14 protein-coding genes and 3 tRNA genes (1 of these 17 running past the window's edge) are annotated in these 13,894 nt (G+C 62.6%); 3 read left to right on the forward strand and 14 right to left on the reverse strand.

The window, feature by feature from the left end; genetic code table 11:
• The 3 genes from HMPREF3172_RS10490 to HMPREF3172_RS02245 all read right to left on the reverse strand — a co-directional run.
• Positions 1 to 68: transfer RNA gene (locus HMPREF3172_RS10490), tRNA-Phe, on the reverse strand (it extends 52 nt beyond the left edge of the window).
• A gap of 62 nt (positions 69 to 130) precedes the next feature.
• A tRNA-Asp gene (locus HMPREF3172_RS02240) sits at positions 131 to 204 on the reverse strand.
• A 32-nt stretch (positions 205 to 236) separates the two neighbouring features.
• Positions 237 to 309: transfer RNA gene (locus HMPREF3172_RS02245), tRNA-Glu, on the reverse strand.
• 177 nt (positions 310 to 486) lie between these two features.
• Between HMPREF3172_RS02245 and HMPREF3172_RS02250 the strand changes: the two genes are divergently transcribed.
• The 3 genes from HMPREF3172_RS02250 (at position 487) to ybaK (ending at position 2,014) form a co-directional block, all read left to right on the forward strand.
• Positions 487 to 840, forward strand: coding sequence for a metallopeptidase family protein (locus HMPREF3172_RS02250; protein WP_019175866.1), 354 nt, complete (start codon positions 487 to 489; stop codon positions 838 to 840).
• Between the two features lie 116 nt (positions 841 to 956).
• Complete coding sequence (trxA, locus tag HMPREF3172_RS02255; RefSeq protein WP_070515080.1) at positions 957 to 1,331, forward strand: thioredoxin; 375 nt, start codon at positions 957 to 959, stop codon at positions 1,329 to 1,331.
• A gap of 194 nt (positions 1,332 to 1,525) precedes the next feature.
• The gene (gene ybaK / locus HMPREF3172_RS02260; protein ID WP_070515082.1) at positions 1,526 to 2,014 is read left to right on the forward strand and encodes a Cys-tRNA(Pro) deacylase; all 489 of its coding nucleotides are present in this window, start codon (positions 1,526 to 1,528) and stop codon (positions 2,012 to 2,014) included.
• Between the two features lie 45 nt (positions 2,015 to 2,059).
• Here ybaK and HMPREF3172_RS02265 read toward each other — a convergent pair whose 3' ends face one another.
• The 11 genes from HMPREF3172_RS02265 to HMPREF3172_RS02315 all read right to left on the reverse strand — a co-directional run bounded on the left by HMPREF3172_RS02265 (position 2,060) and on the right by HMPREF3172_RS02315 (position 13,863).
• Positions 2,060 to 2,731 carry a YigZ family protein gene (locus HMPREF3172_RS02265; protein WP_083281369.1) on the reverse strand — a complete coding sequence of 224 codons (672 nt, stop codon included), beginning with the start codon at positions 2,729 to 2,731 and terminating at the stop codon, positions 2,060 to 2,062.
• 2 nt (positions 2,732 to 2,733) lie between these two features.
• Positions 2,734 to 3,969, reverse strand: coding sequence for a M20 family metallo-hydrolase (locus HMPREF3172_RS02270; RefSeq protein WP_083281370.1), 1,236 nt, complete (start codon positions 3,967 to 3,969; stop codon positions 2,734 to 2,736).
• Between the two features lie 28 nt (positions 3,970 to 3,997).
• On the reverse strand, positions 3,998 to 5,674 hold the full coding sequence (locus HMPREF3172_RS02275; RefSeq protein ID WP_070515086.1) for an amidohydrolase: 1,677 nt from the start codon (positions 5,672 to 5,674) through the stop codon (positions 3,998 to 4,000).
• A gap of 26 nt (positions 5,675 to 5,700) precedes the next feature.
• On the reverse strand, positions 5,701 to 6,474 hold the full coding sequence (locus HMPREF3172_RS02280) for an amino acid ABC transporter ATP-binding protein (RefSeq protein WP_070515088.1): 774 nt from the start codon (positions 6,472 to 6,474) through the stop codon (positions 5,701 to 5,703).
• Position 6,475: 1 nt separating this feature from the next.
• Positions 6,476 to 7,270, reverse strand: coding sequence for an amino acid ABC transporter permease (locus HMPREF3172_RS02285; RefSeq protein ID WP_062020666.1), 795 nt, complete (start codon positions 7,268 to 7,270; stop codon positions 6,476 to 6,478).
• A gap of 89 nt (positions 7,271 to 7,359) precedes the next feature.
• Complete coding sequence (locus HMPREF3172_RS02290) at positions 7,360 to 8,175, reverse strand: ABC transporter substrate-binding protein (protein WP_070515090.1); 816 nt, start codon at positions 8,173 to 8,175, stop codon at positions 7,360 to 7,362.
• 133 nt (positions 8,176 to 8,308) lie between these two features.
• Positions 8,309 to 9,097, reverse strand: a complete 789-nt coding sequence (locus HMPREF3172_RS02295; protein WP_070515092.1) for an ABC transporter substrate-binding protein — start codon at positions 9,095 to 9,097, stop codon at positions 8,309 to 8,311.
• 257 nt (positions 9,098 to 9,354) lie between these two features.
• Positions 9,355 to 10,647, reverse strand: coding sequence for an MFS transporter (locus tag HMPREF3172_RS02300; RefSeq protein WP_083281384.1), 1,293 nt, complete (start codon positions 10,645 to 10,647; stop codon positions 9,355 to 9,357).
• Positions 10,648 to 10,889: 242 nt separating this feature from the next.
• Positions 10,890 to 11,543, reverse strand: coding sequence for a LutC/YkgG family protein (locus tag HMPREF3172_RS02305; RefSeq protein ID WP_062020656.1), 654 nt, complete (start codon positions 11,541 to 11,543; stop codon positions 10,890 to 10,892).
• Positions 11,540 to 13,048 (reverse strand): lactate utilization protein B, encoded by a 1,509-nt coding sequence (locus HMPREF3172_RS02310; protein WP_070515096.1) that lies wholly within the window; start codon positions 13,046 to 13,048, stop codon positions 11,540 to 11,542. Before HMPREF3172_RS02310 ends, HMPREF3172_RS02305 begins: the two co-directional genes overlap by 4 nt.
• Positions 13,045 to 13,863: a (Fe-S)-binding protein gene (locus HMPREF3172_RS02315; RefSeq protein WP_070515098.1), complete on the reverse strand. Its 819-nt coding sequence runs from the start codon at positions 13,861 to 13,863 to the stop codon at positions 13,045 to 13,047. The genes HMPREF3172_RS02310 and HMPREF3172_RS02315 overlap by 4 nt, the downstream gene beginning before the upstream one ends.
• Positions 13,864 to 13,894 lie beyond the last annotated feature (31 nt).

The following is a 13,894-nucleotide window of genomic DNA, read 5'->3' on the forward strand; positions in this document are numbered from 1 at the left end:
CCGACCGGCGTCGATCCGGTGACCTTTCGATTTTCAGTCGAACGCTCTACCAACTGAGCTACAGAGCCATCAGCTGTCAGGCAGCTGATAGAACAAAGGCTCTTCTGAAGCAGAAGAGCCTTGTGCTCCGCGACCCTGACGGGACTTGAACCCGCGACCTCCGCCGTGACAGGGCGGCGCGCTGACCAACTGCGCCACAGGGCCTTATTCTTTTAGGTCGAAACTGAAGTTTCGAGTACCCCCAACGGGATTCGAACCCGTGTCGCCGCCGTGAAAGGGCGGAATCCTAGGCCGCTAGACGATGGGGGCCTGGTGTTTCTGACCGCTTTCGCGGTGAGCAACAGAGATAACTATATAGGCCGCTCTGAGAGAATGCAAAACCGAGTGGAGATCTGCTGAGTGACCTTTGCCACTGTGGCTTATCCGTGTCTTCCCGGCCCTGGGCCGACGCCCGGTGCCGACTTAGACTGGACCGTGGAGGGAAGCGTGGAGAAGAGCATTTCGGACGACGAGTTCAACGAGGTTGTCGAACTTGCGCTCAGCGACCTTCCGGATGAGCTGCGCGAAGCCATGGACAACGTCGTCATCTTCATTGAGGACGACGCCCCGGAAGACGAACCCGACCTGCTGGGGCTCTACGAGGGCATAGCGCTCACAGAGCGCGACTCGGCTTATGGCTTCGTTCCGCCGGACACTATCAGCCTGTATAAGAACAACCTCATCGACTTTGCTTTGGACGACGACGATCTGCGCGACCAGATCTACGTCACCGTGATCCACGAAATCGCCCACCACTTCGGAATCGATGACGATCGCCTGCACGAACTCGGCTGGGCCTGAACTTCCCGGCTCGGGCCCACTGGCGTGGGCCGGAACAACCCTGGAATGAACGGGCCCGGTGTGTACGTTGTGAAGGCAGAAACCCGCAGCAGAGACTTACAACAAGGAGGACTGCCATGGCCACCATCGACCTGACAGCAGAAAAGTTCGAAGAGACCGTCCTGACCGACGGCATTGTGCTTCTTGACTTCTGGGCATCCTGGTGCGGCCCCTGCCGCCAGTTCGCGCCGGTCTACGACAAAGCCTCGGAAAAGCACACCGACGTGACCTTTGCAAAAGTCAATACGGAAGAAGAACAGCAGCTGGCCGCGCAGGCTGGGATCACCTCGATCCCCACGCTCATGGCCTTCCGCGACGGAGTGCTCGTGTTCCGCCAGGCCGGTGCCCTGCCCGGTTCGGCCCTTGACGACCTCATCGGCCAGGTCAAAGACCTCGACATGGACGAAGTCCGCCGCACCATTGCAGAAGCCGAAGCAGAAGAGCAGAACTAACGCAGACTCCTCCCATACACAACGCTCACGAGGTGGTGCGCACCCGGGTGCGCACCACCTCGTGCGTTTGACGGCAGGGGAGAGCGGGAGTGAGCGAATCATCGCGAATTGGTACGAGGGAGCGGGTTTTCATATGGTGGACGGCAGACCAAACGGATAAGAGCCCGCACGCCCGCCGTGCAGGAGGAAGACGCGTGAAGACCCAGACCGCATCGACAACCGCACTCAAAGTGCTCAACGTCAAGGGAGTTTCCTATTCCCTGCACGAATTCGAGCACGATCCGGCGGCCCGCCGCTACGGAACAGAAGCGGCGGACAAACTGGGAGTCGAATACGGGAGGGTTTTCAAAACCCTGATGATCCTCGTCGACGGGAAACCGGTGATCGCACTGGTGCCGGTATCGGGACAGCTCGACCTGAAAGCCGCGGCGAGTGCAGCCGGCGGTCGCAAAGCCCAGCTGGCGGGAGTGGCGGAAACTGAACGCCGCACTGGGTTCACAACCGGGGGAGTGAGCCCGTTCGGGCAGCGCCGTCAGCACCCCGTCATTGCCGACAGGACAATCTCCGATTATGCGACGGTGTTTGTATCAGCAGGCAAACGCGGCCTTCAGGTGGAAATGCAGCCAGACGACGTCGTGTCGCTCACCCAGGCCAAGATCGGCCGGATCGCAACGCTCGACTGAATGAAATCCTGGGCCGGCTTCTTTTAGGCCCAGCCCCGCCGTCCGCTACACGTAGCGGGGTGTGCCGATGATCGGCTGTGCAGAACCGGCGCTGATATCAGCCAGCATGCGCGCGTAGTCATCGACATCGTCCGCCGGAACCCCCGCGTGCAACGTGACATCCGCTGCGTATTCGGCATCAATGATCTTCCACCCGCGCTGCTCTGCGCGTGCCCGCACGGTGTCTGCCGTTGAATAGTCAAGCCTTGCGCTGACGGGCACGATGAGACTGCGGGTGATGATCGTTGTTCGCGCAAGAGCTTCAGATGCGGCAGAACCGTATGCGCGGACGAGCCCTCCCGCGCCAAGCAGAACCCCGCCGAAATAGCGGGTCACAACTGCAACAACATCCGTCAGGCCGCTGCCGCCCAGAACATCGAGGATCGGTGCTCCCGCGGTTCCCGCAGGTTCGCCGTCGTCGTTAGAACGCTGCGTGCGAGCGTCCGGGCCCAACACGTAGGCGGTGCACCAGTGGCGGGCTTTCGGGTGCAGCTGCTTCTGTTCGTCGATGATCCGCCGGGCCTCTTCTTCCGTGGCTGCCGGGGCGATGACGCCGATGAACTCAGACTTTTTGATCTCCAGCGTCGCCTCGCCGGCACCCGCAACAGTGCGGAAGGCTTCCACGGGGAATTCCGCGAGAGCCTCCCGCAGCTGTGCGGCAGAGTCTTCAGCGTTCACGCTCAGTCGAGAGCCCCGTCGGCCATGCGACGGACAACCTCAGTGAAGTGTTCGACACCGGCGACCATGTCCTCGTCGGTGGTGAACTCCTCTTCGTTGTGGCTGACGCCCTCAACGGAGGGCACGAACAGCATGACGGTCGGCACGATGTCCTTCATGTTCGTTGAGTCGTGGCCGGCGACGGTCATGATGTTCATGTGCGACAGGCCCAGGTCTTCGGCGGCCTGACGGCTGAGCTCGACACCGGATTCGTGGTAGGCCTGCTTGTCCCAAGCGTGCGCCGTGCCCTCTTCAATGCGGACCGCTGCGGTCTCTTCGATCTGCTTGATGCGCTCCTTGAGCTTGGAATCGGCCTGTTCAACCTTTTCCTGGCTGGGGGAGCGGAAGTCCATGTGCATGCGCACTTCGCTGGGCACCACGACCGGTGAGTTCGGCAGGACGACCATCTGCCCGACCGAGGAGTGGATGCCGAACTCATCGGCGATTTCGCGTGCGGCAATGACCAGGTGCGATGCGCCCAGCAGGGCGTCGTGGCGGTCGGCAATGACAGTTGAGCCGGTGTGGGCTTGCTCGCCGTGGACGATCAGGTGGTACTTGTGGGCGGCCCACGTGGCCTCCACGAGCCCGATCTGCTTTCCGGCATCCTCCATGAGGCGGCCCTGCTCCACGTGGATCTCACCGTAGGCGGCGGCCTCCGGACCGTCGCCCGTACCGAGGTAGCCGCCGGCGCGCAGGGCATCTTCGACTGACGTTCCGTCGAGGTCTTCTGTTTTGAGCACGGTGTCGGCGTCGAGTTTGCCGGTGTAGACGCCCGAGCCCATCATCGACGGTTCGAAGCGCGAGCCCTCTTCGTTGAACCAGTTGACCACGCCGATGTTGTACTTCGGGGTGGTTCCGGCAGCCTTGTGGGCTTCGATCACGCGGTGGGCGGCGTGTGCTGCCGCAAGCACACCGTAGGCGCCGTCGAAGCGACCGGCGGTCGGCTGGGAGTCCATGTGCGAACCGAACAGGACGAACGGCGCATCAGGGGTGAAGCGATACAGGCCGAACTGGTTTCCGACCCTGTCGACTTCAACGCTGAAGCCGCGCTCTTTCAGCCAGCCGCCAAGCCAGTTGCGCTGGTCGACGTCGGCTTCCGTCATTGCCTCCCGGTCCACACCGCCGCGGGCGGTCTGCCCGAAGCTGCTCATGGTGGCGAAGTCTGTGAGGAATTCCTGGGCGTGCGCGTCTGTGGACACTGCAGCTCCTTTCATGCTGTCGACGGGGTCAGTCGAGATTTCCGTGCGTGAAGCGGCCGCCGAGCATGGTGGCCGCAACGTTGATGTCTTTGATCGTGGTGGGGTCAACCGCAACCGGGTTTTCGTCGAGGAAGACGATGTCGGCCAGTTTGCCGCGGCTGAGTGTGCCCTTGTCAGCGAGGTCGCCGGAGGCTTCCGCCGCGATCGAGGTGTAGGCGGCCAGCGCCTGCTGGGGTGTGATGCGCTCATCAGCCGAGCCCATGACGTCGCCGGAGCGGGTGCGGCGGTCGACAAAGGCCTGGATGCCGCGCAGGGGAGTGCCGTCAGCACACGGGCGGTCGGACGAACCGGGAAGGAGCACCCCGCTGTCGAAGAAAGCCTTGGCCCGGTAGAGCAGGGGTCGGCGGGCCTCGCCCAGGGACGCGTTCTGAGCATCACCGATCGCATCGGCAAAAGCCGCCTGCGGAGTGACCACAATGCCGTAGTCGCGCAGGGTCTTCAGCTGGGAGTCGCTGACCATGGCAGCGTGTTCAATGCGGTTGGGAATCGTGTGTCCCGGCTGGCGCTGGGCGGGGAAGCCGTAGGTGTCCTGGGCTTCGCAGATGAATTCGATGGCCTTCGCGACGGCCTTGTCGCCGATCGCGTGCACCGCCAGCGACCACCCGGCCCGGTAGGTGTCGAGGATCCGGGCGCGCAGCACCTCGGGGTCGTCCTGGAAGTAACCGGGCGTGTCTGAGCCCTCGTAGTTTTCATACATGGCGGCGGTCTCAGAGCTCATAGCGCCGTCCATGAAGATCTTGATCGGGCCCAGGCGGAGCATGGGATCGCCGAAGCCGCTGACCACGCCCAGGTCGAGTCCCAGCCCGTTGTGATCGTCATCGTGAGCGTGCAGGGGGCGCAGAGCATCGGCCATCGGCATGAGCTGGCCGCGCGCGTGCAGGCGGCCGTTCTGCCGGGCTTCCTGGTAGGCGCCGAGCTCTGTGGGCGAGTGGCCGATCCAGCCGGCGGCAATGCCCGCATCACCGAAGCTGGTCAGGCCCTGTTGGGCATAAGACGAGGTGGCCGCGTCAATGGCCTCGACCAGAAGCGATCGCGAATAGGGGCGGATGAGGTCCTGCACGAGGGCCTGCGCTGTTTCTTCAATGAGTCCGGTGGGCTTGCCGTGCTCGTCGCGGACAATCTTGCCGCCCTCGGGAGTTTCGAAATCATCGCGGAAAACACCTGCGCGTTCGAGCGCTTCCGTGTTGGCGATGGCAGCGTGGCCGGACACCTGGCGGATGAACATGGGGCGGCCGTCCGCAATCCGGTCGAGTACCTGAATGTCCGGGTACTGACCGTCGTAGTCATTCTGCGAAAAGCCGGTGGCGGTCACCCATTCGCCGGGAGCCTTTTCCTTTGCGGCGGCGTCGAGTGCCGCGTACACGGCGTCCATCGTGCCGAGCTTTTCAACGCTGACGTCCAACAGGGTCATGCCGTACCAGGCGGTGTGGCAGTGGACGTCGTGGAAGCCCGGGGCGAGGAAGCGTCCGTCGGCGTCGAGAACGCGATCGGCTGCGACGTCGTGGGCTTCGTTGCCCACCGCCACAATCCTGTCCCCGATGACGCCGATGGAGCCCAGCCGAGCGCGCGTGCCGTAGGGGTCGGCGTCGCCGGCGGGCTCCATCGTCAGAATATTGGCATTGTCGATTCTCAGATCAAGGCGCATGCTTCGATACTACGTCGAACCGGTTCCTATTCCATGTGGTCAGGGTCGAGAACGCGCTTGAGGAAGCTCTGCGTGCGCTTGTGCTGCGGGTTGCCGATGACCTCCTCCGGCGGACCCATTTCGACGACGACCCCGCCGTCCATGAAGACGACCTTGTCGGCCACTTCGCTCGCGAAGTTCATTTCGTGGGTGACCACGACCATCGTCATACCCTGGCTTGCCAGGCGGCGCATGGCCTGGAGGACATCGCCGACGGTTTCGGGGTCGAGCGCCGAGGTCGGTTCGTCGAACAGCATGAGGTCGGGATTCATGCACAGCGCACGCGCGATTGCCACACGCTGCTGCTGACCGCCGGACAGCTGGTCGGGGTAGCGATCTGCAAGGTGGTCCAGGCCGACGATCTTGAGGTTCTCCAGAGCGATCTTCTTCGCTTCTTCAGGGGCGCGCTTGGCAACCCGGATCTGCGCGATCGTGCAGTTCTCCAGAACCGTCTTGTGGGAGAACAGGTTGAAGCTCTGGAACACCATGCCGACGTGCTGGCGCATGACGTTGAGGTCGGTGTCGGGGTCCGTGGCGGTGAAGCCCGCAACCTCGATGGTGCCGCTGTTGGACTGCTCGAGTACGTTGATGCAGCGCAGAAGAGTCGACTTGCCCGAACCAGATGGCCCAATGAGGCAGACGACCTCGCCGGGCAGAACCTCGACGTTGATGCCCTTGAGGACTTCGACGTCGCCGTAGGACTTGTGCAGATCGGTGATTTTGACAGCCGGTGTGACGGCTGCGGTCTGTTCAGCAGTCATGTCAGGCTCCATTCGCTTTCTGCTGGCGGGATTCGAACTTGCGGGCCAGCCAGCCCAGGGGCAGTGTGATGACGAGGTAGCAGGCACCTGCTACCACGAGCGGCGTCAGGCCGGCTTCCGGTGCGGCGATGGCGTTCTTGCCGAACAGCGCCAGTTCGAACTGACTGGGCAGCAGGCCCAGCAGGTAGATCAGCGACGAGTCCTTCGTCATGATGATGATTTCGTTGGTCAGCGGCGGCAGGATGATCTTGAACGCCTGCGGAATGACCACCGAAATCATGGCCCGAGAGTGGCTCATGCCCAGCGAACGCGCCGCCTCGTACTGTCCTTTCGGCACAGCCTGCAGACCAGCGCGCAGAGTTTCGGCGATGTAGGCAGAGCCGACGATTCCCAGCGCCAGCATGACCGTGAGGTAGTTGTCGAGGTTGACCTTGAATGCGGTCGGAATGCCGAAGCCGAAGGCCAGGAACACGAGAAGTGCGGGGACGCCGCGGAAGAATTCGATGTACGCGGTTGCGACCCAGCGGTACGGGCCCACCGAGGACAGCTTCATGAGCGCCAGCAGGATGCCCAGCGCCATGGCGAACACAAAGCCCAGGGCCGTGTAGATGATCGTGTTCTTAAGCGCGGTGGTGATCACTTCCGGGAACTGCTGGGCCATGATCCGGAAGTTGAAGAACTTGTCGACGATATTCGGCCAGTCGATTGTGACGGCCAGAATGATGACAACGATGAAGAAGATCGCGTACTGGATCGTCAGGGATGTGCGCCGGCGCTGCTTCATGCTCAGAGCCACGGTGCCTCCTGGTCAGGGATGGAAGAGGGGAATCTGCTCGGTAAAGGGTGCCGCTCACCCGTGGTGAGCGGCACCCCTCGGTTGGAATGTCAGCCTTCGGAGCCTTCGGCCACGCTGAGGCTTTCGGCGACTTCATCGCCGAACCACTGCTGGACGAGTTCGTCGTATTCGCCGTTCTCCAGCATTTCCTTCAGCATGGCGTTGAACTCTTCGGTCAGCTTGGTGTTGTCCTTCTTAGCGGCTGCACCAAGCTGTTCCCCGGTGTCATAGGTTTCGACGAGTTCGAGCTTGTCGTCAGCCTTGGTTGCTGCCGAGATGACCGAGATGTTGCCGACTGCGGCATCGACCTTGCCGGCCATGAGGGCCTGGGTCATCATGCCGCCGGTTTCGTACTGCACGGGCGAAATGCCCTTGTCCTTGGCGTAGGTTTCGCCGGTGGTCGCAGCCTGCACGCCGACCTTCTTGTCCTTGACGTCGTCGAGGCTCTTGAAGCCGTCCGACTTCGCCGCGGCCAAACCGAGGTTGTCGTTGAGGTAAGGGTCGGTGAACTCCATCTTGGTCTTGCGGTCGTCGGTGATTGAAATACCGGAGATGGCGATGTCGCACTTCCCGGTGTCGAGGGAAGTTCCCGACTGGATTCCTTCGAACGGAGTCGTGAGCACTTCGGTTTCGAGTTCCAGACGCTCTGCCAGCTTGTCTGCCAGGTCGATGTCGAAGCCGACGGTCTTGCCGTCCTTGACGAACTCAAAAGGTTCGTAGGGAATGTCAGAGCAGACGGTGAGCTTGCCGCTCTGCACCAGGTCGAGATCTCCGGCGTCTGCGGTGCTGTCACCGCCACCGCCGCAGCCGGCGAGAACAAAGGATGCTGCCGCCGCGAAGGCGGTGATCGAGAGTGCTTTCTTCACGATGTCTCCTTAGTAGCGCGGCAGGCCCATTCGTGCCGCTCCATGGGAACAGACCATACAGTGTCGCGGGTCACATTGGGGAATTCTTCGGCAGATATTTCTCCGCAGTGCGAAATCGTTACCTGCCGCGCGGTCAGGAATCCTTGGCCACGCTGAGGCTGTCTGCGACTTCTTCGCCGAACCACTGCTTAATGAGCTCTGCGTATTCGCCGCTGTCAGTCATTTCCTTCAGCATTGCGTTGAACTCTTCGGTGAGCTCCGTGTTGTCCTTCTTGACTGCCGCGCCCAGCTGCTCTCCGTTGGCGTAGGTTTCGACCAGTTCGAGTTTGTCGTCAGCCTTGGTTGCCGCTGAGATGACCGAGATATTGCCGATTGCGGCGTCGATCTTGCCGGCCATCAGGGCCTGTGTAAGCATTCCGCCGTTTTCGTACTGCACCGGGTTGATGCCCTCGTCCTGCGCGTAGGTTTCGCCCGAGGTTGCGGCCTGCACGCCGACCTTCTTGTCCTTGACGTCCTTCAGGCTCGAAAAGCCGTCCGACTTGGCGGCGGCCAGCCCGAGGTTGTCGTTGAGGTAAGGGTCGGTGAAGTCCATTTTCGTCTTGCGCTCATCGGTGATGGAGATACCGGAGATTGCGATGTCGCACTTGCCGGTGTCGAGCGAAGTGCCGGACTGGATTCCCTCGAAGGGGGTGCTCAGAACTTCGGTTTCAACGTCGAGGCGTTCGGCGAGTTTGTCTGCCAGGTCGATGTCAAAGCCGACCGTTTCACCGTCCTTGACGAACTCGAACGGTTCGTAGGGGACGGTGGCGCAGACGGTGAGTTTGCCGCTTTGGACCAGGCCGCTGTCGTCGGCGTCGCCTCCTCCGCATGCGGTCAAGGTCAGTGCGGTCACGGCGGTCAGTGCGGTGAGGATCTTCTTCACGGCTGCTCCTAGGGGTGTGTGGCGGGGGTCTGCCTGAGGTGGTGCTGGTGGCTGACCCGAGCTGCCATTAATGAATATGCATTGAGAAGAATAATAACTCATTGCGGGTGAGGTTCTGATCACGCCCCGTGTGGGGCTCGAATTCTCTGCGACACCTGGGCCGAGGTGCCAGGACAGCAAAAAGCCGGGCCCCGGCAGTGCGGGGCCCGGCTTTTCGCGCTGTCAGCTGTGGCTGACCGGATGTATGAAAATTCCGCTCAGTGGCGGTATCCCTCGATCTGCAGGCTGACCTTCGGTGCCAGCACGGAGCCGAGCGCGGTGATGGCTGCCAGCGTCATGAGCATGAGGGGTGCCGGCCACCATGCGCCGTCGACCATGCCGAGGAACAGTGTTGCGAGCATCGGCATGAATCCTGCCACGATCGCGGCGAGGTTCGAGCAGAGCGAAACACCCGAGGTGCGGTATTCCGGTTTGAACAGGGCGGTGATGACCGAGCCGTTGACCGCGTAGGACAGCGACACGCTCGTGATGCCCGCGGCAACACCGCAGATGACGAGTACGGAGATCTTGGTTTCGATCAGCCAGAACATGGGGAAGGCGAACGCCATGGTCAGCAGACCGCCGATCATCGAAGCGCGCGCCGAGCCGATCTTCTCGCCCACGCGGCCGTAGAAGATCATGACGATGATCTGCAGAACGGCGCCGATCATGGTTGCTGCGAGCATGAGGTTGGCCGGAAGTCCCAGGAAGTTCTTCCCGTAGGACACTGCGAACGTCGTCACGACGAAGAAGCCCGCCACACCCAGCAGAGTGGTCATGAAGCCTACGATGATGCCCAGCGGTGCTTCCTTCAGCAGCTTGAAGAACGGAACCGATTCCTTTTCGCCTTCGGCAATGAGCTTCTGGAACTCAGGGGTTTCATCCAGGTGCTGGCGGATGAAGAGAGCTACGAGCAGCAGCGGGATGGCGGCGATGAACGGGATGCGCCAGCCCCAGGCTTCAAAGCTTTCAGGCGGCAGGAGCACGCCGATGACGAAGAAGGCGCCGGACGACAGGATGGTGCCGATGGGCGAACCGACCTGCGGCATGACGGCGTAGCGTGCGCGTTTCTCCGGTGGAGCGGATTCAACTGCCGCCGTGACGGCTGAGCCCCACTCACCGCCGACGGCAAGGCCCTGCACAATGCGCAGCACGATCAGCAGGGTGGGTGCCCACACGCCGATCGTGGCGAATGTGGGCAGGACGCCGATGAGGCCGGTGGCCAGGCCGATGCCGGTGACGGTGACGATGAGGACGAGTTTGCGGCCGGCCTTGTCAGCCAGGTGGCCGAAGATGATGCCGCCGATGGGGCGGGCGATGAAGCCGACCGCCATCGTACCGAAGGAGGCCAGCAGAGCGGTGACCTTGTCGTCGGAGGCGAAGAAGTGGATGTTGAAGACAATGGCCGCGGCCGTGGAGAACAGGAAGAAGTCGTACCACTCCATGGCGGTGCCGACGAGGGCCGCGGTTGCGGCCCTGCGTGCCGTTCTTTCCTGTTGTTCCGGTGTCATTGAGGAAATTGCGGCGGTTCGCATATTGCCGCCTGACGGCTGAGTGGTGCTCACAGAGCCTCCCGGTGTGCAGCGCCGACTGTGGCGCGGACTACAGATTGGCTCCTCAGCCTAAACTCTCAGCCTGCTCACGCCAAGTTCACCCGCCGCGCACAGGAAGGCTGTGCGCGGCGAGTGACCACAACGCGATCAGGGCTGCAGAACCCAGTGGTTCTGCAGCCCTGATCGGCGGAAACGCTGTATCAGTCGGTGATGATGACGTCGAGAGTGCGCGGTCCGTGCACGCCGGCCACGCGCTGGAACTCAATGTCGACACTCGCGGACGGACCCGAAACCCACGTCTGCGGGGAGGTGGTCAGCCCTCGTTCTTCGAGCACGGCAACGCCCTCGGGGACGATTGTGCAGATGTCTTTCTTCTTGAGCACGATGATGTGGTGATCGGGCACCAGCGTGATTGCGCGGCGGCCGGTGTTCTCACCAGCCAGGCAGATGGTGCCGGTGTCGGCAATTGCGACCGTCGCACCCGTGACGACCGCGTCGACGGAGTCGAGTTCGTCGATCGACAGCGGCTCGTCCCGCGAGTCCTGAAGAACCTTTGCATCGGTCTTGTCAGCCCAGCCCGAGTCGAGGTCGTGCGGAACGACGATGCTGCCAGCATCCCCCAGCAGTTCGGCGACCTTCTGCGGCACCTGCGTGAGCGGCACCTCGTGAACTCCGGCGTCGTAGTCAACCAGGCGGTCGGTGAGCAACTCGATGCGCTCGGCCTCGCCCATATCAGCCGTCGTCCGGTACTCGCGGGGAATGTCCGAGCTGCTGATGGGTTCGGTGTTGCCCTCCGTGACGGGCCTGCCCAGCGCTGAGGCCAGGCGGTCGAGGATTGCGTGCTTGGCGTTCATGCGTTGTCTCCTCGTTCTTGCTTCCACCATTCGCGGAACGACTGCTTGGGCGGAGTGGGAATGGTGCGCGAGTGCGTCCACTTGCCGGCAACACCGGGCAGTGCCTTCACTCCGGCCTTGGGCGAGACGAGGTTCGCCAGCGGCAGGGCCTTCTGCGCTTTGCCGAAGCGGTCGCCGTCACTCATCAGCCAGCTGGCGGCGCTGAGAGCGGCATCGAGCTGGTTGGTGGGCACCTTGACCGGCTTCTTCTTTTCCTTTGCCTCGACGTCCTGATTGCGCAGGCGCACCAGGTGCTCGGGGATGTTGATCTTCACCGGGCAGGCGTCGTAGCAGGCCCCGCACAGGCTCGATGCGTAGGGCAGCGAGCCGTTGGCCGCCTCCTCGACTCCCGTCAGCAGCGGGGTGAGGATTGAGCCGATCGGGCCGGGGTAAACCGAACCGTATGCGTGGCCGCCGGCGCGTTCATACACGGGGCAGACGTTCATGCACGCCGAACAGCGGATGCAGTGCAGGGTTTCGCGGCTGGCTTCGTCAGACAGCACGCGGGACCGCCCGTTGTCCAGCAGGATCACGTGAACATTCTGAGGGCCGTCGCCGTCAGCCCTGCCGGTCCACAGCGACGAGTACGGGTTCATGCGTTCGCCGGTCGAAGAGCGGGGGAGCAGCTGCATGAACACGCTGAAATCGTCGAAGCTCGGCAGGAGCTTTTCAATTCCCATCACCGTGATGAGGGTTTCCGGAAGGGTCAGGCACATGCGGCCGTTGCCTTCGGATTCGACAACCGAAAGCGTGCCGGTGTCCGCAATGCCGAAGTTTGCTCCGGAGATCGCCACCTTGGTTTCGAGGAACTTGCGGCGCAGGTGCTTTCGCGCGGCTTCCGCAAGGTCTTCGGGGTTGTTCGACAGGTCGTCGGGAACATCCGACATGCCGCGCTTGAAGATCTCGCGGATTTCATTGCGGTTGCGGTGGATGGCCGGCACGAGGATGTGGCTGGGTCGGTCGTCACCCAACTGGACGATGAGTTCGGCCAGGTCAGTTTCAAGAGCGTCAATGTCGTGCTCGGCCAGGTATTCGTTGAGGCCGATTTCCTGCGTGGCCATCGACTTGACCTTGATTACCTCGCGACGGCCGTCTTCGAGTACGGGAGCATTTTCGACAACGAGATCTTCGACGATCTTGTTGGCCTCATCAGCATCGCGTGCCCAGTGAACCGTGCCGCCGGCAGCGGTGAAAGCCTCCTCAAACTGCTGCAGCAGCTCCGGCAGGTTCTTCATGACGTGGGCCTTTGTGGCAGAGCCGGCGGTGCGCAGTGCTTCCCAGTCCGGCATTTCGCTGATCCGCAGATTCCGCTTGTGGCGGATGGTTCCGGTGGCGTTGGTCAGCGACGCGCGCAGCTGCGCGTTCGTCAGTTCGTGTTCAGCTACTTCTGGAAACGGGGTGGCCTCCGTGAGGAAGCCCTTGCCCGGCGGTGGAACGGATGGGATGCCGAGGAATGTCTGAGTCATCGCAGGGAACCTCCTGTGACCATGCTGCGGTCGAGCATGAGCGGATTGTCCTTTGTCGAGGCGAGAATGCGGGCCATGTGCACGGTCGCGGGAGGTTCGCCCATGGCCGGCATGAGCTCCTCTTGCCGCTGCAGGCCGCCCCCGATGTGCATGAGGCAACTGGCATCGCCGCCGGAGCACACCGAAGCGCCGGTCGAGACGAGAGCTTCGACCTTGTCCTGGAGCATCGCGGTGGACACCTGCGGGTTCTTCACGGAGAACGTGCCGCCGAAGCCGCAGCACGAGTCTTGGTTCTGCGGCGCAACGACGGTCGCACCCTCCACGGTCGAAAGCAGACGCTCTTGCCGGTCGCCCAAGCGCAGCAGGCGCATGCCGTGACACGACGGGTGGTAGGCAATCGTGTGGGGGAAGTAGGAGCCGAGATCCTCAGCCGAGTTCGTCACCCCGGCGACATCCGTGAGGAACTGCGCGAGTTCGAGAGTGCGCCCGGCGATGTCGTCGGCACGGGACTTGAGGGATTCGTCGTTCTGCGATTCGGCGATCATGCCGTGCTGGTGGCCCAGCGAAGCGACACAAGACCCCGACGGGGCGACCGCCCAGTCCCATTCTTCTGATTCGAAGGCTTCGACGTGGTTCTTCACGACCGGGTAGGCCTGGGCGAAAGCGCCGGAGTTGATGTGCATCTGCCCGCAGCAGGCCTGCTTGCGGGGAAAGATCACGGTGTGGCCCAAACGCTCCAGGATCGCGACGGTTGCTTTCGCCGTCTCCGGGTACATCGCGTCCACAATGCACGTGGCGAACAGGGCAATCCGCATGGCTGCTCCTCTCGTGTTCGGCAGTGCGCGG

Origin of the sequence: Brevibacterium sp. HMSC08F02 (genome assembly GCF_001807555.1) — a bacterium.
GTDB lineage: Bacteria > Actinomycetota > Actinomycetes > Actinomycetales > Brevibacteriaceae > Brevibacterium > Brevibacterium ravenspurgense.